Genomic DNA, 24,156 nt, shown 5'->3' on the forward strand with positions numbered 1-24,156 from the left:
CCCCCACCCCCTCCATGGCCGCCCCTTCCCGCGACGGCGAACTCCGCCGCACCTTCCCGGCGTTCGCGCCGCTCCCCTCGGCGGAGCCGGAGCCGGAGGAGGCGCCGCTCGCCGAGACCTGGTGGGGACATGCCTGGGTCGCCGCGCTGGAGGAGGGGGCGCTGGACGCCAAGCGGCTCGCGCGGGGACGGGGTTACGCGCAGCAGGGCAAGGTGGACGCCATCACCGTCACCCCCGGACTGGTGCTGGCGTACGTGCGGGGCAGCAGGCCACGGCCGTATCGCGTACAGGTCCGCGTACGCACGCTCGGCGGCGCCGAGTGGGAGCGGTTCCTGGACACCGCCGCCGACCGGGCCGGGCACATCGCCGCGCTGCTGGACAAGGAGATGCCGCACGCCCTCGCGGAGGGCGACATCCCGCTGCTGCCCGGCCCCGGGGACCTCGACCCGAGATGCAGCTGCCCGGACCGCGGCCACCCCTGCAAGCACGCCGCCGCCCTCTGCTACCAGACCGCGCGGCTGCTCGACGCCGACCCGTTCGTGCTGCTCCTGCTGCGCGGCCGGGGCGAGCGCGAGGTGCTGGACGCGCTGTCCCGCCGCAGCGCCACCCGCGCGGCCCGCGCCGCCCAGGAGCGGGAGCCCGCGCCGCTGCCCGGTGTCCGCGCCACCGACGCGCTGGCGCCCCGCCCGCTCCCGCCGCTGCCCGCCCCGCTTCCGGTGCCGCCGCACCCCGAGCAGCCCCCGGCGTATCCGGCGGCGCCCGGCGGTCCCGATCCGTTCGCCCTGGACCAGCTGGCGACCGACGCGGCGGCCCGCGCGCACGCCCTGCTCGTCACCGGCGAGGACCCGGTGGCGGAGCTGACGCTGTGGCAGGACGCCGTACGGCTCGCGGCGGCCCGCCCCGGCGCCGGGCTGACCGCCGCCACCCGCGCCCTGTACGCGTCACTGGCCGCGGCGTCCGGCCGTACCTCCGCCGAACTGGCCCGCGCGGTCGCCGCGTGGCGGCAGGGCGGGCTGGACGGACTCGCCGTCCTGGAGGAGCCGTGGGATCCACCGGCCGGGCGTTTCGACCGGGCCCGGCCCCTGCTGCTCGCCGCGGACCTGCCCGCCTTCCGCCCCTGGCGCAACCGCCTCACCCACCCCCGCGGCCATGTCCAGCTCCGCCTCGGCCGCGACGGGCTGTGGTACGCCTACGAGTCCGAGCCGGGCCGGGACGACTGGTGGCCGCGGGGCACACCGGACGCCGACCCGGTCGGTGCGCTGACGGGGCTCGGCAGCACCCTGTCCGCCGACCCGTGACCGGTGGTCAGCTGGTGCAGGCGCAGTGCCAGATGGGTCTCCAGCGCCCTGGCGGGGGTGTTCCAGTCGGGGCCGAGGAGTTGTGCCACCCGGTCGAGCCGCTGGACGACCGTGTTGACGTGCACGTGCAGCACCTCCTTGGCGCGGGAGAGGCTGGCGCCGTGGTCGTAGTAGGCGTGCAGGGTGCGCATCAGTTCGGTGCCGCGCTCGGCGTCGTAGGCGAGGACGGGCCCGAGGACGCGCCCGACGTAGGAGGTGACGTCGGCGCGGTCGCCGAGCAGGACGCCGATGAAGCCCAGGTCGGCGAGGTCGGCGCCGTCCCCGTCGCGGGCGAGGGCGTGCAGGGCCCTGAGGCAGCGCAGGGCCTCGGCGTGGATGGCGGGCAGCGCGTCGGGTCCGCCGCCGGGGCCCGCGGCGCCCACCGTGACCGGGGTGCCGAGGCGTTGGGTCAGCTCGTCGGCGAGGGCGCGGGCGAGGGCGCCGGGCCGGTCGCCCGGGGCGAGCAGGACGGCGTGGCCCTGCCGGGTGCCCGCCAGGCCGCCGAGTGCGCGGGCCTTGCGGGCGGTCTCGGCGAGCAGCCGGGAGCGCAGCGGCGGTCGGCAGTCGAGGACGGCTACGGCATGCGGCAGGGTCAGGTTGACGCCGAGGCGCCGGGCCCGCAGGGACAGGCTCCCGCCGTCCCGGCGGGCGGTGGCGGCGGGGTCGGCGAGGAGGTCGTCGAGGAGTTCCCCGCGCACCCGGTCCTCGGTCTCGGCGACGGACCGGCGCAGCAGCAGGAGCAGCGCGGTGACGAGGGCCGCCCGTTCGAACAGCCGCCGGTCGGCGTCGCTGAGTTCCGCGCGCCCGGTGAGCACGATGCTGCCGAGGGGTTCGGTCCCGGCGAGCACGGCGCAGATCCAGGCGCCGTCCGCGAAGACCGCCAGCCCGTCGGCGCGGGAGGCCGCGAGCCCTTCGGCGCAGGGGGTGACCGGGTCGGTGGCGGCGCGGGCGAGTTCGCTGCCGTCGGTGTCGTGGACGGCGAGTCCGCCGCCGAGCAGCGCCGCGGTCTCGGCGGCCACCTCGTCGATGCCGCCGCCGCGCAGGACGAGCTTGGTGAGCCGGTCATGAGCGTCGGAGGCCCGGCGCAGGGCCTCGCTGTGGGCGCGGGTGGTCTCGTTGGCGGCCTCCAGGCGCGCCAGGGCGCTGCGGGTCTCCTCCAGCAGCCGGGCGCTGTCGATGGCGACGGCGGCGTGGTCGGCGAGCGACCCGAGCAGGGCGATGGCGTCGGGGGTGAACTCCCGGGGCGTGCGGTCGGCCGCGAACAGCACCCCGATGATCTGACTGCCCACCCGCAGCGGGACACCGAGGATGCCGCGCAGCCCCTCCTCGGCCACCCCGTCGTCGATCGCCCCGGTGTGCCGGAAGCGCCGGTCGGTGCGGTAGTCGGTGCTGGCGTAGGGGCGGGCGGTCTGGGCGACCAGACCTCCCAGGCCGTCGCCCATGCCGAGGCGGAGCTGCTGGAAGGCCGCCGACACCGAGCCGTCGGTGACGCGCATGAAGGTGTCCTGGGCGACCGGGTCGTTGAGGGTCATATAGGCGACATCGGTGCCGAGCAGCGTCCTCGCCCGGCGGACGATGGCGCGCAGCACCGCGTCGAGGTCCCGCAGTCCGGCGAGGTCGCCGGCGGTGTCGAACAGTGCGACCAGTTCCGTCTCCCGCCGCCGGTACTGGTCGAGGACGCGACGGACGGACAGGGCGACCTCGGTGGTCTCCTTCAGCCAGACGGCCTCCGCCGGGCTGCTCGCGCCGACGCGCGCCCCGGCCCGGAGCGCCAGCAACTCCTCGGCGGAGGCGTCCGCGGCGAGCAGGTCCAGCAGGGTGCGCACGGCCTCGGCGGCGGGCCCCGGCGCGGCGGCTTCGGTTCGACGGCTGCTGCCCATGGTGCCTGCTCCCGTATGTGGTTCACGACTGCCTCTGCCCTGGCCCGGCCCGCCGCGCCCCCCGGAGGACGCCGCGGGCCGGGGCGTGGTCACGCCCGGTCGGCCACCTTCACGGCGGGCTCGGCCGCCTGCTCGGTGGTCTCCCCGGTCAGGTCGCGGCGGAGGTCACGGCCCCGCGTCTCGCGGGTGACGGCCACGGTGATGGTGGTGACCACCGCCGCCGCGCTGAGGTAGAGGCTGACGGGGAGGGAGGAGTCGAAGTCCTTGAGCAGTTCGACCGCGATGATCGGGGCGAGCGCTCCGGCGACGATCGAGGCGAGCTGGGAGCCCATCGAGGCGCCGGAGTAGCGGACCTTGGTGTCGAACATCTCGGAGATGAACGCGGCCTGCGGTCCGTACATCGCGCCGTGCAGCAGCAGTCCGGCGGTGACGGCCAGGGTGATCACGACGAACGACTTCGAGTCGACGAGGCCGAAGAAGGCGAACGCCCACACCGCCATGCCGACCGAGCCGATCAGGGTGACCGGGCGGCGGCCGACGCGGTCGGAGAGCGCGCCCCACAGCGGGATGGTGACGAAGTGGACGGCGGAGCCGATCAGGACCGCGTTGAGCGCGGTGCTCTTGCCCAGCTCCAGATGGACGGTGACGTAGACGAGCAGGAAGGAGGTGAGGATGTAGTACGAGATGTTCTCGCCGAACCGGGTGCCGATGGCCGACAGGACCTCGCGCCAGCTGCGCCGGAACACCTCCACGACCGGCGGGGTCTCCTTCACACCGCGGGCCGCGGCGGCCTCGGCCTTGGCCTGGGCGGCGAGGAACACGGGCGACTCGGAGACCGAGACGCGGATCCACAGGCCGATCACCACGAGGACGCCGGACAGCAGGAAGGGTACGCGCCAGCCCCAGGACTGGAAGGCGGCCTCGGACTGGAACGCCGCGAGCAGCGCCAGTACGCCGGTGGCCAGCAGGTTGCCGCCGGGGGCGCCCGCCTGCGGCCAGGACGCCCAGAAGCCGCGGTGCTTGTCGCCGCCGTGCTCGGAGACGATCAGTACGGCGCCGCCCCACTCGCCGCCCAGCGCGAAGCCCTGCACCAGGCGGAGCACGGTCAGCAGGATGGGGGCGCCGATGCCGATGGTGTCGTAGGTGGGCAGCAGACCCATCGCGAAGGTCGCGCCGCCCATCATCAGCAGGCTGACGACCAGCAGTTTCTTACGGCCGATCTTGTCGCCGAAGTGGCCGAAGACGACACCGCCGAGCGGCCGGGCCACGAAGCCGATCGCGTAGGTGATGAAGGCGATCAGGGTGCCGACGAGCGGGTCGGCGGTGGGGAAGAACAGGGTGTTGAACACCAGGGCGGCGGCCGAGCCGTAGAGGAAGAAGTCGTACCACTCGATGGTGGTGCCGATCAGGCTGGCGCCGACGATGCGGCCGATGCCGCCTCTCGGCTTGGTGGTGGCGTCAGACATGGGTTCACCGGGATTCACGAACGGGGACGGGAGGGGACGGGGTGGAACGGGGTGGTGCTGTTCTGGTGGGGACGGGGGAGCGGCGGCCGGTCAGCCCGCGGTCCAGCCGCCGTCGAGCGGCAGGGAGGCGCCGGTGAGGTAGCCGGAGTGGGGGCCGCACAGCCACAGCACGGCGGCGGCCACCTCCTCCGACTCCAGGAGCCGCTTGACCGGGGAGCGGGCCAGCAGGACGTCGGCGAGGACATCGCCCTCGCTGATGCCGTGCGCGGCGGCCTGGTCGCGGATCTGGCCCTCGACCAGGGGGGTGCGCACATACCCGGGGTTGACGCAGTTGCTGGTCACACCGAACGGGGCGCCCTCGATCGCGGCGACCTTGCTGAGCCCCTCCAGGGCGTGCTTGGCGGCGACGTAGGCGCTCTTGTAGGCGCTGGCCCGCAGGCCGTGGACGCTGGAGACGTTGACGACGCGGCCCCAGCCCTCCGCGTACATGTGCGGCAGGGTGCGGCGCATCAGCAGGAACGGCGCGGTGACCATCACCTTCTGGATCAGCTCGAAGCGCTCGGCGGGGAACTCGGTGATCGGTGCCACGTGCTGGAGCCCGGCGTTGTTGACGAGGACGTCGACCCCGACGGGGAGGAGATCGATGGCCCCGGGGTCGGCGAGGTCGACGACATGGGCCTCGCCACCGGTCGCCTCGGCGACCGCCTTGGCCGTCTCGGCGTCCCGGTCGACCACGTGCACGGCGGCCCCCGACCGCGCCAGCGCCAGCGCGCAGGCCCGGCCGATGCCGCTGCCGCCACCGGTCACCAGGGCCGTGCGCCCGGTCAGGTCGGTTCCGGCGCCGGGGGGCGGCGCCGGAGCCGGGGTGGGAGATGTGTTCGTCATGGCCGGAAACAGTAGGGAGGGCTCCCGCATCGCTCCCATGTCAGGGGCCACTACAAAATGGCCTACGGTCATGGTGTCCTCCCACATGGTTCAGCTCAGCGACGACCGGGTGCGCCGAGCGGACAGCCGGTCAGCAGCTCCGCCGGGGACGCCCCGGCGGGCAGGGCGACGGTGCGGGAGGCCGGGGGCCGCTCACCCAGCGCCAGCCAGCGTTCCAGCGCGGTGAACGCCGAGCGGTGGCAGGGCGTGAGCGGGCGCAGCGCGTCCGGGAAGGCGTCGACCAGGGAATCGGTGTGGGTGCCGCCCTCGATCCGGTAGTAGCGGTGCAGCCGGCCCTGGCCCGCGTCCCGCACCATCCGGGCGTAGACGTCCGAGTCCTGGCTGATCGGCAGCAGGACGTCCAGGGTGCCGTGCAGGGTGAGCAGCGGCTTGCCGATCCGTCCGGTGAGCCCGATCCTGCGCACGGCGTCCGCGGCTTCCGGGCGGGTCCCGTAGACGTAGTCGGCGTCGCAGCCCGGGGTGCCGCTCGTGCAGTACGGCGTGCCCGCCTCGGTCGTCCCGTCGTAGCCGGGGTCGAGTTCCTCGCGGTAGATCCGCTGGGTCAGGTCCCAGTAGACCTGGTGGTGGAACGGCCACAGGAACTCCGAGCCGGGCGGGAACCCGGCGGCGTGCAGCGCGGCCCGCGCCCGCCCGGCGCCCGCGCCGCCCGCGGCGTACTCGGGGTAGTGGCGCAGGGCCGGGGGCAGGAAGTCCAGCAGGGTGGGCCCGTCGGCCCGCCACAGGGTGCCCTCCCAGTCGACGCCGCCGTCGTACAGCTCGGGGTGGTTCTCCAGCTGCCAGCGCACCAGGTAGCCGCCGTTGGACATGCCGGTCACCAGGGTGCGCGCCGGGGGGCGCAGATAGCGCTGGGCGACCGCCGCGCGGGCGGCCCTGGTCAGCTGGGTGAGCCGGTCGTTCCACTCGGCGATGGCGTCGCCTGGCCGTGTGCCGTCCTGGTGGAAGGCCAGCCCGGTGTTGCCCTTGTCGGTGGCGGCGTAGGCGTAGCCGCGGGCGAGGACCCAGTCGGCGATGGCCCGGTCATTGGCGTACTGCTCACGGTTGCCGGGAGTACCGGCGACGACGAGGCCGCCGTTCCAGCGGTCCGGCAGACGGACGACGAACTGGGCGTCGTGGTTCCAGCCGTGGTTGGTGTTGGTGGTGGAGGAGTCGGGGAAGTAGCCGTCGACCTGGATGCCCGGCACCCCGCTGGGGACGGGCAGGTCCTTCGGGGTCAGCCCCGACCAGTCGGCCGGGTCGGTGTGCCCGGAGGCGACCGTCCCGGCGGTGGTCAGCTCGTCCAGGCAGTCCGCCCGCTGGTGCTCGGCGCCCGGCATCCGCACCTGGGACAGGCGCGCGCAGTGGCCGCGCGGGTCTTTGGCCGGGGCGCCGGCCGTCGCCGTGGCGGGGATGAGGACCACGACGGCCAGGGCGAGGGCGGCCGAGAGCCCGCGCCGTGCGGGGACGCGGGCGCGTGGTCTGCCGGGTCGCGGGTCGGCCATACGTGCGGAACCGGGGGAGAGACGCATCGAGTGCCTCCGGGGTCGGGTGCAGGGGATGCGCGGGAGGCTAGGGCGCCCTCCACACCCGCAGACATGGGCTGGTGACCCACCGTCCGGCCCCCGGTCATGGTGGCTGACACCACCTCACCTCATGGCTCACCGAGGACACGCCCGTCATACAGGGCGATGAACGGCCGCGGCCATGGCTGACCGGCACACAGGCCCCCCGACCACCCTGTTTGTCAAGCCCATGCCAACATCCGTGCGGGGCGCCGCATGATGCACCACGCGGCGCCGACGACGGTCCCCACCCAAGTCGGCCCGCCCCCAACTCCCTCACCCCAGGAGGAAGTCGACATGCAGCACCCGCACCCACCGCGCCACCGCACACGCAGCCACCGCCTCCTCGGAGGCATCCGCCGCTGGGCCACCGCGGCGGCGGGCGCCCTCGCCCTCACCGCCGGACTGGCCGCGGCGGGCCCACAGGCGTCCGCCGCGAGCCTCACCCAGGTCACCGGCTTCGGCACCAACCCGGGCAACCTGTCCATGTACGCGTACGTGCCCGACAACCTCCCCACCGGTGCCCCCCTGGTCGTCGCCCTGCACGGCTGCACCCAGAGCGCGAGCGACTACTCCTCCCACTCGGGCTGGCCGAAGTTCGCCGACAGCCAGCGCTTCGCCCTGGTGTTCCCGCAGACCAGCAGCGCCAACAACGCCAACTCCTGCTTCAACTGGTTCGAGGCGGGCGACAGCGGACGCGGCCGCGGCGAGGCCCTGTCCATCAAACAGATGGTCGACAAGGCGATCACGCAGTACGGCAGCGACCCCCGGCGCGTCTACATCACCGGACTCTCCGCCGGAGGCGGCATGACGGCCAACATGCTCGCCGCCTACCCCGACGCCTTCGCGGGCGGATCCATCGCCTCCGGACTGCCCGCGCGCTGCGCCGAGGACCTGACGGCGGCCTACACCTGCATGTACAGCCCGCCCGACCGCACCCCGGCCCAGTGGGGTGACCTGGTGCGCTCCGCCGCGCCCGCCGGAACCACCTCCTGGCCGCGCGTGGCGATCTGGCAGGGCACCGCCGACACCACCGTCCGGCCCGCCAACGCCACCGAACTGCGCGACCAGTGGACCAACGTCTGGGGCCTCGGCCAGACCCCGTCCCGCACCCGGAGCCTGACCGGCGGCACCACACTGACCAGCTACGACGACTCCTCCGGCCGCCCGGCCGTCCAGGTGTACTCGATCTCCGGCATGGCCCACGGACTGGCCGTCGACCCCGGCAGCGGCGCCGACCAGTGCGGCACCAGCGGCACCTACTACCTCGACACCATCTGCTCCAGCCTCCACACCGCACGGTTCTGGGGCCTGGACGGCAGCGGCGGCGGTGACGGCGGCACCGGCGCGCTGCCCGCGCCCACCGGCCTGACCGTCACCGCGGCCACCGACTCCGGCGTGGGCCTGCGGTGGAACGCCGTCAGCGGAGCGGCCTCGTACAGCGTGTTCCGCGACGGCGCCAAGGTCTCCACCACCACCTCGACGACGTACACCGACACCGGTCTGGCGACCGGCACCGCCTACGGCTACACCGTGGCCGCCGTCGACTCCTCGGGCGCGACCGGCGCGACCAGCGCCGCCGTCACCGCGACCACCACCGGCTTCACCCCCACCTGCCACACGGCGAGCAACTACGCCCACACCACCGCGGGCCGGGCCTACGCCAGCGGCGGCTACACCTACGCCAAGGGCTCCGACCAGGCCATGGGCCTGTGGAACACCTTCACCACCCACACCCTCCAGCAGACCTCGCCCGGCCACTACGTGCTCGCCGACTCGGGCTGCCACGCCTGAACCGCGGCCCCGCCCCCGGCCGTGACCTGCGGGTCGTCCCGGGCGCCCGAGCGAAAGGGACCGTATGGGTCTGGACAAGACAGTCGCCGACGCGACGGAGGCGGTCGTCGACATCACCCCCGACGGCTTCGTCCTCGCCGAACTCGCCCCCGGCGTCGGCGTCGACGAGGTCAGATCGGCCACCGCCGCCGACCTGACCGTCCCGGCCGGGATCGGCACCACCGCCACGGTCTGAGGACGGCGTATGGCCGCGTGCCTGTGGCCTGTCGGGTTCGTTAGAGCCTTCGGTCGCCTGGGCAAGCAGCGTGGGAGTGTCGCAGCGTGGAAGTCGTGGATGTGCATCATCAGTTCGGCAAGAGGCTGGTGCTGCGGGGTGTCGACTTCACCTTGCCCGCCGGCTCGCTGACCGGGGTGGTGGGGGAGAACGGCACGGGCAAGTCCACTTTGCTGAAGATCCTCGCCGGGGAACTGCGGCCCACGCGGGGCAGCGTGCGTCACGGTGGCCGCTTCGGGTACTGCCCGCAGCGGGTCGTGCTCAACGACGCGTTGACGGTGCGCCAGCACTTGACGTACTTCCAGGCGGCGTTCCGTCTCGACGACCTCGCCCACGGGAGGGAGGTCATGGACGTGCTCGGTTTCGCCGACTACATGGATGAGCGGGCCGGTGTGCTCAGCGGGGGGACGCGGCAGAAGCTGAACGTGACACTCGCGTTGATGCACGACCCGCAGGTACTGCTGCTGGACGAGCCCTACCAGGGCTTCGACTGGGAGACCTACCTGCGGTTCTGGGACCTTGCCGCCCGGCTGCGCGAACGGGGGCGTTCGGTTCTGGTCGTCTCCCATCTCGCCTACGACGCCGATCGCCTGGACGCGTTGTGGCGCCTGGACGAGGGCCGCCTCCGGACGCAGGACGGGGAAGCGGCATGAGGGAGCAGGCGGTGCTGCTCGTCACGGCCACTCGGTACACGCTGGTCGAACACGCCCGGAACCGGTTCGCCGCGGTACTCATCGCGGTCTTCCTTCCCCTGTGGACGCTGCTGGCGTTCGTGGCGATGCCGGACGAGCAGGTACGGCTGCGCCTTCGGGCCACCGGGGAACTGCTGGTACCCCGCGGCAACGAACTCACCGCGGTCAGCGGTGCGCTCAACGCGGTCACCTTGATCACCGCGTTCCTGATGTTCGCCGCGACCTTCGGCGGCAGCATGTTCGACCGGCGCCTCGCCATGGCCGGCTTTCCCCGGCCCCAGCTGATCGCCGCGAAGCTGGCCGGCCTCACCCTCGCCTCGGCCCTGGTGGCCGCCTACGCGACAGGCGTCCTCTGCCTGGCCTGGACGCCGCGTCAACCCCTGCTGCTCGCCGGGGCGCTGTTCAGCGCCGGGCTGACCTACGGCATCCTCGGGATCGGCTTCGGTGCCCTGCTGCGCAAGGAAGTGGAGGGCATGTTCGCCATCGTGATGACGAGTGTCGTCGACCTCGCGCTGCAGAACCCCATCATCAGTTCCGGTGCGGACAGCGCCATCACACGCTATCTGCCGTCCTACGGGGCCATGCAGGCGGCCACTGCGGCGGCCTTCTCCCGCACCGCCGCCCCCGAGTACCTGCTCGTCGAACTGACCTGGTTCGCCGCGGCGGCGCTCCTGGGTCTGCTGACCTTCCAGTGGCGCACCCGCAGCACCCTGCCCTCCCCCCCCGGCACGCGCGGGGACGTGGCCCGCGGCCCGCCGAACGGCAGCCGCTGCCGGACCACTGACGGGCACTTCCGATCACCGGCACAACCTCGTCGCCCGACTCTCGTTGTGATCATTGTGTTCTCCACCTCAACAGGCCCGCGGCGATCCGCCGTCCTGGGGGCCGGCCGCCGCAGGACGAGGCCGTTGTGGGAAGCGGTCGGTGACGACCCGGCGCTACGGGCGGCGTACCGGCTCTGCCGCACCAGGACCAGGCGACAGGACCCGGCGGAATACGCCCTGATCCAACTCGTACCCGCGGTGATGCGTCCGGCCTGCTGGGCGCTGTGGGCCGCGGCCAACGCCATCGACGATCTCGCCGACGACCGCGCGGTCGGCGCGGAGCAGCGTGCCGAGCGGGTCGGAGCGTGGATCGCCGCGTTGGACCGTGACGTGGCGACCGGATCAAGCGCAGACCCGGTCCGCCGGGCCTTGGTGGACACCGTCTGGCGATGGCACCTGGACACTTCCAGGCTGCACGGCGCCATGACGCTGGTCCAGCGGGACAGTCTTGGGCGGCGGTTTCCCGACTGGGAGAGCTGGCGCGCCTGGGGACGCGGCACGCTGCTGCCCTGGTTCGACCAGGTCCGAGATCTCTTCGACAAAGCCGGCGTGGGCGTGGCACTGCGTCTGGACAGGCAGGAGGTCTACGAGGAGTTCCTCGACGGGGTCCGCCTCACCGACATCCTCACCGACCTGTCCGCCGACCTCGCCCAAGGGGACCTCCTCCTGCCCGGCCAGGTCCTGGACCGTTTCCCGGGTTGTGCGGACGACCTGTCGCACCGGCGCTGGAGCCCGGCCACCGCCGCCCTGATCACCGACCTGACGCGGCTGGCCCGCCGATGGGTGACCCAGCCCTCCCTCGTCCACGGCATGCACCCCGGCCCCGCCGTCGTCCTCGACACCATGGCCGGTCTGCTGCGCACACAGCTCGATGCCGTCAGCGCCGCAGGTCCCGCTCTCCTGCGTACCCCGCCCAGGCCCTCGTCCGCCACCACCGCCCGTCTCCTCGTCCCGGCCAGGGCGCGCTCCGCCCTCGCCTGGAGCTTCACCCCGGTGACCGTTCCGCCCCCGCGCCGCACCCGGAACCGCGCCGTGCCCGCGCAGAGCCCGCCCGTGGGACGCCCGGTGTTCGACCGCCCGCCGCCACATCCCGGCGGTGCGCGGCCACCACGGATCCCCGTCGACCGGATGCCCACCCACGTCGCCGTGATCATGGACGGCAACGGCCGGTGGGCACAGCGCCGCGGCCTGCCTCGGCAAGAAGGCCACCGAGCCGGCCGGGCCGCCGCCCGCGAGATGGTCTACGGCGCCCTGGAGATCGGCCTGCGGCACTTGACCCTCTACACCCTCTCCACCGAGAACTGGAAGCGCGACGACGAGGAGATCGGCGCCCTCCTCGACATCGTGCGCCAGGAGCTGCAGGACTACCCCTTCCAGGACCTCGACATCCGGATGCGCTGGCACGGCCGGCCGGAAAGGCTGCCGCAGGACGTGGTCGACCTCATGCGGCTGCGTGAGCGCAGCACACGCGACCGCACGGGCCTGACGTTGACCACCTGCATCAACTACGGCGGCCGGGACGAGATCACCCGTACCGCCGCCGCCCTGGCCCGGCGGGTGCGCAGCGGTGAACTCGATCCCGACACGATCAGTGAAGAAGACGTCGCGCGGCATCTTCCCCAGCCCGACATGCCGGATGTCGATCTGCTGTGGCGCACCGGCGCCGAACAGCGCATGTCGAACTTCCTGCCCTGGCACACCTCTTAGACGCTATCTCATTTGGTGAGTCGGCGATAGCAGATGAGGGTGCAGGCGATGCTGGTGAAGGCCAGGAAGTGCTCGGCTTTGCGCTCGTAGCGTCGGTGCAGTCGGCGGCATCCTGCGAGCCAGGACATCGTGCGTTCTATCGTCCAGCGGTGGCGGCCCAGGCGAGTCGAGGACTCGATGCCCTTGCGGGCGATGCGGTGCCTGATGCCTCGCCTGCGTAACCATCGCCGCAGGTGGTCGTAGTCGTATCCCTTGTCGGCGTGGAGCTTTCCCGGTTTGCGCCGCCGTCGTCCGCGCCGGGAGCGGATCGGCGGTATCCCCTTCACCAGCGGGATCAGCGCCTGACTGTCGTGCAGGTTCGCCCCCGAGATCCCGACGGACAGGGGCAGACCGGTCCGCTCGGTGATCAGGTGGATCTTCGAGCCGTACTTGCCCCGGTCGACAGGATTCGGACCTGTCAGCTCCCCCTTTTCAGGGCCCGCATGTTCACCGAGTCGATCGCACAGCGGGACCAGTCCAGCTCGCCGCGGGCACCAAGCTCATCGAGGACCAGGCGGTGGAGTTTTGCCCACACCCGGGCCTTCGACCACTCGGAAAAGCGCCGGTGAGCCGTCGCTCCCGATGGCCCGAACGACGCGGACGGCAGCTGCTGCCACGTGCAGCCCGACGTGGCCACGAACACGATTGCAGCCAACACCTCCCGGTCGCCATGCCGACGCCGACCGCCGCCCTGAGGCCGCGAGGGAGCCTCCGGGACCACCCGCTGGAACAGCTCCCACAACTCATCCGGCACCAGCCGCTCAACGATCGAAACCACGACCGATAGGCTACCGATCCAAATGAGATGACGTCTTATGCCGAGCTGTACTTCACCCCGGACCACTGGCCCGAAACCGACCGGCGTCACCTGTGGCAGGCCATCGGTGAATACACCCGCCGACAGCGACGCCACGGAGCCTCCCCCGGTAGTCGCGTCTCGTGAACTCGCCGATTGGCGTCCGCGGGAGCGGTGCAGGAATCCTGCCCGAGCAGCCGACCCGCCGCACGACGGCACGTCCCGGTGGGAAATACTCTCCCGATGAGTTCACGTACTTCCGCGATCAGCCAGCCGATCACGATACGGAGGGCCGTCGCGCGGGACGCCAAACGGCTCACGCGGCTCGTGCGCGGCTCAGGCGCCTACGCGGGAAAGTACGCGGCCGCAGTCGCGGGCTACCGAGTCGGGCCGGATTACATCGAGGCCCACCGCACCTTCGTAGCCGTCGCCGCCGACGAGCACGGAGGCAGGGTCCTCGGGTTCTACTCGCTCGTCCTCGCTCCACCGGAGCTGGACCTGCTGTTCGTCGCCGACGAAGCGCAGGGACGGGGTATCGGACGGCTGCTCGTCGCGCACATGCAGTCCGAGGCCCGTGCCGCCGGGCTCGACCGGGTCAAGGTCGTGTCGCACCTTCCCGCCGAGGACTTCTACCACCGCGCGGGTGCGGTGCGGATCGGGACCGCGCTCGCGAACCCACCCGCCGTGCCGTGGGACCGTCCCGAATTCGAGTTCCGTATTTCCTCGGGGTGACGCGGTGTGCCGGTGGGCGAGGCACCGGCTTCGTCGCGTTCGGTGTCAGCGGCGCGAGGCCATGCCGTGTGTTAGTGTCACGCGTTTGCGTGGTCGTCGCGGTGGACGATTCCGCCGGTTGCGTTCGGCCGCGCGTGGGCTGATCAAACCTGTCGGGCCTTCCTTGGCACGTTCCCTGGTACGTTCCCTTGCGGAAGGCTGTTCATGAAGCATCCCCATCACTCCGGCATCGCTCACGGCGGTCCCGCCCAGCCCGGGGCGATGACCCCGGCGCCGCTGCCGGCCGTCACCTTCGCCGGTCTGGAACTGCCGACGGAGGTGCTGCGGACACTCGGCGAACTCGGGGTGCGCGAACCCTTTCCGATCCAGGCCGCCACACTGCCCGACGCCTTGGAGGGGCGCGACATCCTGGGACGCGGGCGCACCGGATCAGGCAAGACGCTCGCTTTCGGCCTGCCGCTGCTCACCCGGACGGCCGGGCGGCGCGCGGAACCGAAGCAGCCCCTCGCCCTGATCCTGGTGCCCACCCGGGAGCTGGCCCAACAGGTCACCCAGGCGCTGGCGCCGTACGCCGAGGCGCTGCGGCTGCGGATCGCCACGGTCGTCGGCGGAACGTCGACCGGCCGCCAGGTCGCCGCGCTGCGCCAGGGAGCCGAGGTGGTCGTCGCCACCCCCGGACGCCTGCACGACCTGATCGAGCGCAACGCCTGCCGCCTGGGACGGGTGAGGATCACCGTGCTGGACGAGGCCGACCAGATGTGCGACCTGGGATTCCTGCCGCAGGTCGCCGACGTGCTCGACCAGGTGCACCCCGACGGTCAGCGGATGCTCTTCTCGGCCACTCTCGATCGCGACGTCGACCAACTGGTCCGCCGCTACCTCCACGACCCCGTCGTCCACTCGGTCGACCCGGCCGCGGGCACGGTCACGACGATGGAGCACCACGTGCTGGTCGTCCACGGCCCTGACCGCTACGCCGTCATCACGGAGATCGCCGCCCGCGACGGCCGCGTACTGCTCTTCCTCGACACCAAGCACGCCGTCGACCAGCTCACCCGGCATCTGCGGGCCAGCGGGGTACGCGCCGGGGCCCTGCACAGCGGCAAGTCCCAGCCACAGCGCACACGGACCCTGGCGCAGTTCAGGAACAGCCAGATCACCGTTCTGGTGGCGACCAATGTCGCGGCCCGTGGCCTGCATGTCGACGACCTCGATCTCGTGGTCAACGTCGACCCGCCCACCGATGCCAAGGACTATGTGCACCGGGCGGGCCGCACCGCCCGCGCCGGTGAGTCCGGCAGCGTGGTGACGCTCGTGCTGGCGGGCCAGCGCCGTGAGACGAGCCGCATGATGGCCGGGGCCGGCATCGAGCCGACCGTCACCAAGGTGCGCTCGGGCGAGGCGGAACTGAGCCGGATCACCGGCGCCAGGACTCCCTCCGGGACCCCGCTCGACGGTGAGCCCGCCGTCCCCCGGCCCAAGAACACCAACGCTCCCTTCCGCGGCCTCGGCACCGGCAAGGGCACCTCCCGCGGCGCCGGCGGCAAGTCCCGAAAGGCGGGCGAGGCCCGCAAGCTCGCCGAGGCCCGCAAGGCCGCCCTCGTGCGTCGCAACGGCTGAGAGCCTGCCCTGGCAGCCTGGCCACGGGATCCGAAACGGAGCGGACGATGCTGCCGGCGCCTCGCACTGCGCCCGGCATGACAAGCTGTGCTTGCCCACCCCCCGGAACCCAGGAGGTCACCATGACCGCAGAGCCCGTATCCACAGAAGGTTCGGAGCCGGCTGCTGCCGCCGAGACGTCCCCCCTGGAGCCGGACAGCGACGGCAACTACGACCTCAAGCGCAAGTTCCGCGAAGCCCTGGCGCGCAAGCGCGGTGCGCAGGCGGACGCCGCTGATGTCGCCGCCAAGCCCGATGCGTCGAAGGTGCGTTCGGCGCACGGCCCGGCTGCGAGCCAGCGGTCGTTCAGGCGCAAGAGCGGCGGCTGAGTCGATGGGTCCCGAGATCTAAGCGCTTCACCGGCACTCGCGCTACTCACTCGCGCGTCCCGTGCGGTGGCCCGCGACGTGCGCACGGCCGTGCGCACGTCGCGGGCGGGGCGCAGCCGGGGCGACAGGGCCGTCGCCCGCAACGTCGGCTCCTCCGGTCCGGGCGTGCCCGACCTCGATGCCCGCGGGCCGCCACCGGAACCGCGGACCGTGCTGCCGGACCGCGGCTCAGGCGTCGATGATGACGGGGATGATGAGCGGCTTGCGACGGTGGGTGCGGAACGCCCAGTTCGCCACGGCGCGGGCGAGGAGCTGTTCGAGCTGGCGTGCGTCCCCGACGCCCTCCTCGGCCGCGGTGGCCAGGGTCTTCTCGATGACGGGGACGACCGGCTCGAAGGTGGTGTCGTCGTGGACGAAACCGCGGGCCAGGAAGTCGGGGGCCTCGGCGAGGGCGCCGGTGTCCGCGTCGACGATCGCCACCACCGTGACCACGCCTTCGGCGGCGAGGGTGAGGCGGTCCTTCAGGGACGCTTCGGTGGCGCCGCCTACTTCCATGCCGTCCACGTAGACGTTGCCGGCGGGGACCTTGCCGGTGATGGACGCCCGCCCGTCGACCAGGTCGACGACGACGCCGTCCTCGGCGATGACGACCCGTTCGGGGTCGACACCGGTACGGATCGCGAGGTCGGCGTTGGCCCGCAGATGGCGCCATTCCCCGTGCACGGGCATGACGTTGCGGGGTTTGACGATGTTGTAGCAGTAGACGAGTTCACCGGCGCTGGCGTGCCCGGAGACGTGCACCTTGGCGTTGCCCTTGTGGACCACGTGGGCGCCCCACCGGGTGAGACCGTTGATCACCCGGTAGATGGCGTTCTCGTTGCCGGGGATCAGGGAACTGGCGAGCAGGACGGTGTCGCCCTTGCCGATGCGGATCATGTGGTCGCGGTTGGCCATCCGGGACAGCGCGGCCATCGGTTCGCCCTGGGAGCCGGTGCACACCAGAGTGATCTTGTGGTCCGGGAGCTTCTCCAGCTCCTTCGTGCTCACGACCAGACCGGAGGGGACCTTGAGATAGCCCAGGTCACGGGCGATGCCCATGTTGCGGACCATGGAGCGGCCGACGAAGGCGACCTTGCGGCCGTGCTGGTGGGCGGCGTCCAGGACCTGCTGGATACGGTGCACATGGCTGGCGAAGCTGGAGACGATGACCCGGCGCGGCGCGGTGCGCATCACCTGCTCGATCGCCGGGTTCAGCTCTCGCTCGGAGGTGGTGAAGCCGGGTACTTCGGCGTTGGTGGAGTCGGTGAGGAACAGGTCCACGCCCTCCTCGCCGAGGCGGGCGAAGGCGCGCAGATCGGTGATGCGCTCGTCGAGGGGGAACTGGTCCATCTTGAAGTCGCCGGTGTGCAGCACCATCCCGGCCCGGGTGCGGATCGCGACCGCGAGGCTGTCGGGGATGGAGTGGTTGACCGCCACGAACTCGCAGTCGAAGGGCCCGAAGCCGCGCCGGTCGCCCTCCCGCACCCGCACCGTGCGCGGCCGGATGCCGTGTTCCTTGAGCTTGGCCTCCAGGAACGCCAGCGTCAGCTTGGAGCCGACGAGGGGAATGTCGGACCGCTCGCGCAGCAGGTACGGCACGCCGCCGATGTGGTCCTCGTGGCCGTGGGTCAGTACCACGGCCACGATGTCGTCCAGCCGGTCCCGGATCGAGGTGAAGTCCGGCAGGATCACGTCCACGCCGGGCTGGGTCTCCTCGGGGAACAGCACGCCGCAGTCGACGATGAGCAACTTGCCCGCGTGCTCGAAGACGGTCATGTTGCGGCCGATCTCACCCAGGCCGCCCAGGGCGACGACCCGCAGCCCTCCTTCGGCAAGGGGCGGGGCGGCTTTCAGCTCGGGGTGCGGATGACTCATACCCTGACGGTACCCGGAGAGCGGGACAGGATGATCCATTGCCCGTGCGATCTCCCTTCCCGCCGCAGCGGGGCACCCGCAGCGCGAGCAAGCGGTTGGGCCGGATGCTGGCGCGTTTTCGCTGGCGGCTTCCGCCATGTCGTTATAGCGTTGTGATCAGCAGTCGTGGTTCCGAAGTTCTGTTCGCCCGTGATCGCCTCACGGGCGTTCTTGCTGTTCAGCGCCTCTCCGGACCAGGGCGATCACCTCCCGGTCGCGCACGGTGCGTGCCCGGTTTCCCTCGAAGGAGACAGTCATGGCCAAGGGCACAGTGAAGTGGTTCAACAGCGAGAAGGGCTTCGGCTTCATCGAGCAGGAGGGCGGCGGCCCCGACGTCTTCGCCCACTACTCCAACATCGCCAGCCAGGGCTACCGCGAGCTGCAGGAGGGCCAGAAGGTCGAGTTCGACGTCACGCAGGGCCAGAAGGGTCCGCAGGCTGAGAACATCCGCCCCGCCTGATCGCGCGGCTCGGCAAGGGCCCGGCATCCCGGCTTCGGGAGGCCGGGCCCTCACCGTCGCACGACGGTTGTCCGTGGCTGCCAGGCGGGATGCACCGCCCGCGAGGTCTTCTTCTCGGTGGGCAGCGCGCCGCGGAAGGCGACGTAGCGCGAGCAGACCGGTGCGCCGTCGCCGACCAGTGCCTGGCGCAGGAGGGAGTGCGGCCCGTCCGCGGCGACCGCCGCGTCGGCGGTCAGCCGAGCCCGATCACCGCGATGTCGTCCGTGTCCGCAGGGACATGCTCGCGCGTCCCGGAAGTGATCGACTCGCTCGGCTGCATCCGGGCCGAGGGCGCCCGGCAGCCGGGCGGCTGTTGGAGACGGTGCCGAGCGAGGCGCCCGCCTCCCGCGCCACCTCCTTGATGCCGACCCGGGAGCGGGCGCGGCCGGCCCGGTCACCGTCCTTCCTCCGTCGGAACCTCGTTCGTGATGTGCTGTGGCTACGGCGGTCGGCCGCCGGTCCACGGCCTAGCGTCCTTGCGGTGCGCCCGTGGTGGAGCGCACCACCAGGCGGGGGGTCATCGTGGTCTGCATGGGCCTGTCCCTTCGGCTTTCGACGCGTTCGACAAGCATGCGGCGGCGGACCCCATGGTGTGTCCCGCCTGGTCCACGCTGGTCAGTTGGACCGGGCGCCGGGGCGGCGAGCGCGGTGTTGTTGTAGCCGACGAGCGACGGGTCCCGCGGGATGCGCAGGCCCAGTTCGTGCGCGGCGCGGTGGACGCCCAGGGCGGCGACGTCCGCGCCGGTCATCACGGCGGTGGGCGGACGGTCGGCCGTCAGCAGCGTCATGCCCGCCTTGAAGCCGCCGCCGTCGGAGTAGGCGGTGTGGTGAATCCGGGCGAACCCGGCGAGGCCGTGCCGTTCCATCGCGTGCAGATAGCCCTCGCTCAGCACGGCTTCCGGCGTGCTTCCACTTGTTGGCCCGGCTGCCCTGGGCCGAGACCAGGGCGATGTCACGGTGGCCGAGCGAGACGAGGTGGTCCACCACCAGGCCGGCGCCGAGGTCATCGGCGTCGACGACCGAGTCGTAGGTGTCCGAGGTGTCGTGGTGCCCGATCACCACGGTCGGTGTCGACGCGGCCGTGGCCAGCACCTCCACGCGCGGTGTCCCGGGGCGATGAGGATTCAGCCCGTCCATCTGCCGGTCCACGAGGGAGCGGATGGTCTTGGCCTGGTCCTCGGGGTCGAAGCCGGCCGCGCCGATCAGCACCGTGTAGTCGGTGTTGCCTGCAAGGCCGCGAACGACGCGCTGCCGCCGAAGGTGGAGACCGTCCCGCAGGCGAGTCTGGACCAGCCCGCCGCCGTTTCCACGATCAAGGCACTGTACGGCGGTGAACTCCAGGTGCGGCCGTACGAGTACAACATCGAGGGGATCTTCTCCAACAAGGAGCTGTTCGAGAAGAACGGCCTCGAGGTGCCCGGCACCTGGGACGAACTGGTCGCCGCCGCGGCGAAGCTGGAGTCGAAGGGCGTCCAGCCGTTCTCCGCCTCCGGTCAGCAGGGCTGGCCGCTCACCCGGCTGATCAGCGGCTACCTCTACCGCAGCCTCGGCAGGGAAGGACGTGAGCGTTCACAGCCGGACGGTGCCGTGGCTGCGACCACCCTCCGGCCCGGTGTCTCAGTGTCCCGTCACGGTGGTGAGGGGGTCGTGCTCGTGCGCGCAGGTCTCGTCGAAGCCGTAGGTGTCCCAGCCGGGGAAGGGGTCGTAGACGGGAAGGGCCTCGTCTTCCCGCAGGAGGCAGCCGGTCAGGGCCGTCCGCAACGGCTCCGCTTGCAACTGGGTGCCGATGAGGACGAGCTCCTGGGCGTACGGGCTGTCGGTGTCACGGGCGGAGGAAGGTTCGAAGCGGGCCACCGAACCGGCCTGCGACCACAGTCCCGTCACACCGGGTCGGCTGGCGAGGGTGAAGAAGCCCTTGGACCTGAGAACCTGCCCGTAGGCGCCGCTGTCCAGTGCCTCCGTCACGAACGTCCACAACCGTCCGGGGTGGAAGAGCGTCGCGGAGCGGAAGACCGTCGAGGAGATGCCGTACTCCTCCGTCTCGGGAACGTGGTCGCCGTTGAGTTCCCTGACCCACCCCGGGGCCTGTTGCGCTCGCTCCAGGTTGAAGCGGCCGGTACCCAGGACCTCGCCGACCGGTACGCGGCCCCGCACGGCCGGTACGACGCGGGCGGCGGGGTTGAGCCGGGCCAAGGTGGCCCGTAGCCGGTCGGCGGACGCGGAGTCGACGAGGTCGAGCTTGTTGAGGACGATGACGTCGGCGAACTCGACCTGGTCCATCAGCAGGTCGCTGACGGTGCGTTCGTCGTCCTCGTACTGGTCCAGGCCCCGTTCGGTCAGCTCGTCGCCTCCGGCCAGCTCGGGCAGGAAGTTGGCGGCGTCCACGACCGTGACCATCGTGTCCAGCCGGGCCAGGTCGCCGAGGGTCGCGCCGTCGTCGCGGGCGAAGGCGAAGGTGGCGGCTACCGGCATGGGTTCGGAGATGCCGGAGGACTCGATGAGGAGGTAGTCGAAGCGCCCCTCGCGCGCCAGGCGGTCCACTTCCTCCAGCAGGTCGTCGCGCAGGGTGCAGCAGATGCAGCCGTTGGTCAGCTCTACCAGGCGTTCCTCGGTGCGGGACAGAGCGGCCTCGCCGCCGCGCACGAGTGCGGCGTCGATGTTGACCTCGCTCATGTCGTTGACGATGACGGCGACGCGCAGGCCCTCGCGGTTACCGAGGACGTGGTTGAGCAGGGTGGTCTTTCCGGCACCGAGAAAGCCCGACAGGACGGTGACGGGAAGGCGCGGCGAGGGGGTGTGGGCCATGCCGGGGTCAGCCTTCGGGGCGGAGCAGGCCACGCTCGTACGCCTTGGCCAGCCGCTGGGGGACGAGGTACGGCACGCCGTCCACCGTGACCGTCACCAGCTGTGGCGTCGTGGCCTTCCACTGGGCGCGGCGGTGGCGGGTGTTGCTGCGGGACATCTTGCGTTTGGGTACGGCCATGAGGATCTCCGGGTGCGATCGTTGGGCGAGGCAGACAATACATGAAAATGGATGTCATTACGAAGGGTGTGGTCGCGTAGCCGTGCCGATTCCGCTCCGCGCCCCGAGGGGTGCCCCACAGGCCCTCTGAATGGGGTGTGCTCCGAACCGTCGCAGGCCTCGCGCGCGATGGAACGTGCCGTGCCCGGTCGTCCCCGTGGTCATCCGCCATGTCGATGCCGCGTCGGTGCGGGCGAAGCTGGGTGGATCGCTGACTGGCGCAAATTCCGTCGATCGCGGTACGCGGTAAGAAGGGCAGCGAATTGCGTGTTCTGTCCAAAGCTCAGGGCCTGCCGCTATCCGTGGCGGTGTCGGGCGCGAACCTCCATGACAGCTGGGCGTTCTAGCCTCGTCTGCCCGGAGTGACGCCGCGGTGCTCCGCGGGTGCGGGTGCCTTGGTGTGCCTCGCCACCCTGATGCGGACCGGGTGGAACGTCGACCTCGTCGGCGCCCGCGTCGGGATCACCCTCGCGGCCGGACGCCGCGTGAGCCCGGCCTCGGAGTCCATGATGCGGTCGCTCGTCGCCATCATGGACTCCGTGCACCGCGCACGGCTCAGCCTGACTGATCTCCGGTCGCGTGGTGCCTACCGGTGTTCGTACTGCCGACGACCGGACGAAACCGCCCCACGGGTCGTAGCTTGCTGTGCTGGCGTCCGTCACCGTGGAGCAGGCGAGGCGGGCCACGGACCGCGGCTCGGAGTCCGGGGAGCCGATGCGGCTCAGGACGGCCAGCGACTGGTTGACGCCGACCACGAACGTGGCGAGTTCGTCCAGCGACTGACGGTCGGCCGAAGAGTCCGCCTGGGACGTACGTATCCTCTGCCGCTGCGCAGCGGTCCTACCTCGGTAAGACCCGCTGCATCGCCGACCTGTCCGCTCACGCCGACCCCGAGGAAGAGAGCCGGCCCGCCGACGAGTTCGCGGGTCCGCTGAACGGGCCGGTAACGTCGCGCGCCCGCCGTGCGAGGCAGATCCTGGGTTTGTCATCGCTCCGAACTCGCAGTCGATTCAGCGCGATCTTTTGTCCGGCAGAGACCTGCCCGTCGGCGATCCTCCCTGTTCTACTGACCTCGTGTCGGCTGTGGCCGCATCAGACGAGTGCGGCGCACAGGCCACGGTGAAGCCTCCGACCCCATAAGGAGTCCGCATGGCAACACGTATCAGCCGTCGCACCGTTCTGGCCACCGGCGCGGGCGCCGCCGGGCTGGCCCTCCCCGGCGTCGCCGCGTACGCCGCCGACCGTACGCCCGCCACCGTGAGATTCACCCTGAACGCCCAAGTGCTCGACGGCGGCGAACAGGTCACCTCGATCACCCTCGAGACCGCCCGGCTCGGCCCGATCGACCCGGCCGGCCTGACCACCGCGACCTTCGGCGTGCACGCCAAAGGCACCAGGCCGTTCCCCTCCGCCCCCGACGACGACAGTGTCAGCGACTACGACCTCGACCGCACGGTGACCGCTGTTCGGCTCGACCGCAACGGCAACATCGTGCTCGAACTGGGCTATGGGGAGGGCCAGACCGGGGGGAGCACGCTCAGCTACCTCGCGGACGAGGGCCGCAACGTGATGCTCGACCTCACCTACACCCTCACTCAGCACGCCCCGATCGTCTTGCGCGATCAGCGAACCGTCGTCATCGAGACGTTCGTGCAGAACCCCCGGCTCTCGGACCCCGAGGTGGACGCGTTCAGCGCCCACGTCTCCGGCTCAGGAATGAAGTACCGGCTGTACTCACCCACCGAAGTCCACTCCACCCGGCGCGACAGGCGTCCGCTGATCGTCTGGCTGCACGGCGGGGGCGAGGGCGCCTCACTGCCCGACAACTACTACGACAACGAGACGACGCTACGGGCCAACCGCGGAGCCCTCGGCTTCGCCACCCCCGAGGCGCAGCGCATCTTCGGCGGCGCCTACGTCCTCGCCCCGCAAAGCACCTCCTACTGGATGGAGGACGGCCCCCGCTTCGCCCCCCTCATCCACGAGATCATCGGCGAGGTAGTCCGCAGGCACCGCATCGACCGCGACCGGATCTACGTCGCCGGGTGCAGCAACGGCGGTTACATGAGCATGAAGATGACCACCGTCTATCCCACCCTGTTCGCCGCATCCGTACCGATCTGCGGCATCGTCACCGCCTTCCCGCCCGGACCCGGAGGAGCGCCGCTGCTCCCCGACAGTGAGCTGGCCCGGATCACCACCCCCAGCTGGCTCGTCACCTCCGGCGACGACACCGTCGTGGACTCGCAGGCCAACACCGTCCACGCGCACGAGGTGATCCCCGGATCGCTGATGACGCTTTACGACCACGTCATCTGGAACGGCTACCAGTTCCACGGCCACTTCTCGTGGATCTACGTCGCCCGCAACGACCCCAGCATCGACGGAACGCACATCTGGCAGTGGATGGCCGCCCAGCGTCGGCACTGAGAGGGCCGCGGTCGTCAAGGCGGCGCTCGAAATGTACGGCACGCAGGGGGCTTCGGCGGGTGGGATCACCCCTCGGCCCTTGCGACACAAACGCACCGTGCCGCAAGGGCCGTCCTCGGCGTTGCGGGGCTGCCGTGTCCAGGGCCCGTGCCGCGGAGGGCGTTCCCCGCCGTATTGCCGGCAACGGCTCGCGGGCGACCCCCACTTGTGGGCCTCGACGCTGTTCGAGGAGGACATGGT

Annotated in this window: 20 protein-coding genes and 1 pseudogene; 12 read left to right on the forward strand and 9 right to left on the reverse strand. The window is 71.6% G+C overall.

Annotated elements, in window-relative coordinates; all coding sequences use genetic code 11:
• The coding region (locus KBY47_RS34135; protein ID WP_247695666.1) for an SWIM zinc finger family protein at positions 1–1,298 on the forward strand (1,298 nt) is incomplete at its 5' end.
• Here the strand turns inward: KBY47_RS34135 and KBY47_RS34140 are convergent.
• The 4 genes from KBY47_RS34140 to KBY47_RS34155 form a co-directional block, all read right to left on the reverse strand.
• Complete coding sequence (locus tag KBY47_RS34140; protein ID WP_210928166.1) at positions 1,190–3,217, reverse strand: GAF domain-containing protein; 2,028 nt, start codon at positions 3,215–3,217, stop codon at positions 1,190–1,192. The genes KBY47_RS34135 and KBY47_RS34140 overlap by 109 nt on opposite strands.
• 89 nt (positions 3,218–3,306) lie before the next feature.
• Positions 3,307–4,683 carry an MFS transporter gene (locus KBY47_RS34145; protein WP_210928168.1) on the reverse strand — a complete coding sequence of 459 codons (1,377 nt, stop codon included), beginning with the start codon at positions 4,681–4,683 and terminating at the stop codon, positions 3,307–3,309.
• Between the two features lie 90 nt (positions 4,684–4,773).
• The gene (locus KBY47_RS34150; RefSeq protein WP_210928170.1) at positions 4,774–5,568 is read right to left on the reverse strand and encodes a 3-hydroxybutyrate dehydrogenase; all 795 of its coding nucleotides are present in this window, start codon (positions 5,566–5,568) and stop codon (positions 4,774–4,776) included.
• A 95-nt stretch (positions 5,569–5,663) separates the two neighbouring features.
• Positions 5,664–7,106 carry a tannase/feruloyl esterase family alpha/beta hydrolase gene (locus tag KBY47_RS34155; RefSeq protein ID WP_210928172.1) on the reverse strand — a complete coding sequence of 481 codons (1,443 nt, stop codon included), beginning with the start codon at positions 7,104–7,106 and terminating at the stop codon, positions 5,664–5,666.
• Between the two features lie 357 nt (positions 7,107–7,463).
• On the opposite strand from KBY47_RS34155, the gene KBY47_RS34160 reads away from it, so the two are divergent.
• From KBY47_RS34160 to uppS, 4 genes are all read left to right on the forward strand, one after another.
• Positions 7,464–8,960, forward strand: coding sequence for a PHB depolymerase family esterase (locus tag KBY47_RS34160; RefSeq protein WP_210928174.1), 1,497 nt, complete (start codon positions 7,464–7,466; stop codon positions 8,958–8,960).
• Positions 8,961–9,024: 64 nt separating this feature from the next.
• Positions 9,025–9,195 (forward strand): hypothetical protein, encoded by a 171-nt coding sequence (locus tag KBY47_RS34165; RefSeq protein ID WP_374103147.1) that lies wholly within the window; start codon positions 9,025–9,027, stop codon positions 9,193–9,195.
• Between the two features lie 86 nt (positions 9,196–9,281).
• Positions 9,282–9,887, forward strand: a complete 606-nt coding sequence (locus KBY47_RS34170; RefSeq protein WP_210928175.1) for an ABC transporter ATP-binding protein — start codon at positions 9,282–9,284, stop codon at positions 9,885–9,887.
• Positions 9,884–12,457, forward strand: coding sequence for a polyprenyl diphosphate synthase (uppS, locus tag KBY47_RS36860; RefSeq protein ID WP_247695667.1), 2,574 nt, complete (start codon positions 9,884–9,886; stop codon positions 12,455–12,457). The genes KBY47_RS34170 and uppS overlap by 4 nt, the downstream gene beginning before the upstream one ends.
• Positions 12,458–12,465: 8 nt before the next feature.
• Here uppS and KBY47_RS34180 read toward each other — a convergent pair.
• Positions 12,466–13,265, reverse strand: a protein-coding gene (locus tag KBY47_RS34180) for an IS5 family transposase (protein ID WP_210920869.1) whose coding sequence is annotated in 2 segments (ribosomal slippage) — positions 12,466–12,917 and positions 12,917–13,265 — 801 coding nt in all. Because the reading frame shifts where the segments join, the coding sequence is not laid out codon by codon here.
• Between the two features lie 36 nt (positions 13,266–13,301).
• Here KBY47_RS34180 and KBY47_RS37450 point away from each other — a divergent pair.
• The 4 genes from KBY47_RS37450 (at position 13,302) to KBY47_RS34200 (ending at position 16,012) form a co-directional block, all read left to right on the forward strand.
• Positions 13,302–13,439 (forward strand): undecaprenyl diphosphate synthase family protein, encoded by a 138-nt coding sequence (locus tag KBY47_RS37450; protein WP_210928176.1) that lies wholly within the window; start codon positions 13,302–13,304, stop codon positions 13,437–13,439.
• Positions 13,440–13,535: 96 nt separating this feature from the next.
• A complete protein-coding gene (locus KBY47_RS34190) occupies positions 13,536–14,024 on the forward strand; it encodes a GNAT family N-acetyltransferase (protein ID WP_210928177.1) in 489 nt (162 codons plus the stop codon).
• 204 nt (positions 14,025–14,228) lie between these two features.
• Complete coding sequence (locus tag KBY47_RS34195) at positions 14,229–15,644, forward strand: DEAD/DEAH box helicase (RefSeq protein ID WP_210928178.1); 1,416 nt, start codon at positions 14,229–14,231, stop codon at positions 15,642–15,644.
• 122 nt (positions 15,645–15,766) lie between these two features.
• Positions 15,767–16,012 carry a DUF5302 domain-containing protein gene (locus KBY47_RS34200; RefSeq protein WP_210928179.1) on the forward strand — a complete coding sequence of 82 codons (246 nt, stop codon included), beginning with the start codon at positions 15,767–15,769 and terminating at the stop codon, positions 16,010–16,012.
• Between the two features lie 228 nt (positions 16,013–16,240).
• On the opposite strand, the gene KBY47_RS34205 is transcribed toward KBY47_RS34200, so the two are convergent.
• Positions 16,241–17,926, reverse strand: a complete 1,686-nt coding sequence (locus tag KBY47_RS34205) for a ribonuclease J (protein ID WP_210928180.1) — start codon at positions 17,924–17,926, stop codon at positions 16,241–16,243.
• 295 nt (positions 17,927–18,221) lie between these two features.
• On the opposite strand from KBY47_RS34205, the gene KBY47_RS34210 reads away from it, so the two are divergent.
• The gene (locus tag KBY47_RS34210; RefSeq protein WP_014670069.1) at positions 18,222–18,425 is read left to right on the forward strand and encodes a cold-shock protein; all 204 of its coding nucleotides are present in this window, start codon (positions 18,222–18,224) and stop codon (positions 18,423–18,425) included.
• 506 nt (positions 18,426–18,931) lie between these two features.
• Here KBY47_RS34210 and KBY47_RS34215 read toward each other — a convergent pair.
• Positions 18,932–19,357 (reverse strand): substrate-binding domain-containing protein, encoded by a 426-nt coding sequence (locus tag KBY47_RS34215; protein WP_210928182.1) that lies wholly within the window; start codon positions 19,355–19,357, stop codon positions 18,932–18,934.
• Between the two features lie 223 nt (positions 19,358–19,580).
• On the opposite strand from KBY47_RS34215, the pseudogene KBY47_RS34220 reads away from it, so the two are divergent.
• Positions 19,581–19,988, forward strand: a pseudogene (locus KBY47_RS34220) (extracellular solute-binding protein); the annotation flags it as partial.
• A gap of 93 nt (positions 19,989–20,081) precedes the next feature.
• Here KBY47_RS34220 and KBY47_RS34225 read toward each other — a convergent pair.
• Positions 20,082–21,269, reverse strand: a complete 1,188-nt coding sequence (locus KBY47_RS34225) for a GTP-binding protein (RefSeq protein WP_210928184.1) — start codon at positions 21,267–21,269, stop codon at positions 20,082–20,084.
• A 7-nt stretch (positions 21,270–21,276) separates the two neighbouring features.
• Positions 21,277–21,447, reverse strand: coding sequence for a 50S ribosomal protein L32 (gene rpmF, locus KBY47_RS34230; RefSeq protein ID WP_007387878.1), 171 nt, complete (start codon positions 21,445–21,447; stop codon positions 21,277–21,279).
• A gap of 1,188 nt (positions 21,448–22,635) precedes the next feature.
• On the opposite strand from rpmF, the gene KBY47_RS34235 reads away from it, so the two are divergent.
• On the forward strand, positions 22,636–23,916 hold the full coding sequence (locus KBY47_RS34235) for a PHB depolymerase family esterase (protein WP_210928186.1): 1,281 nt from the start codon (positions 22,636–22,638) through the stop codon (positions 23,914–23,916).
• The last annotated feature ends 240 nt before the right edge of the window (positions 23,917–24,156 follow it).

This window comes from Streptomyces sp. B93, assembly GCF_018070565.1.
Taxonomy (GTDB): domain Bacteria; phylum Actinomycetota; class Actinomycetes; order Streptomycetales; family Streptomycetaceae; genus Streptomyces.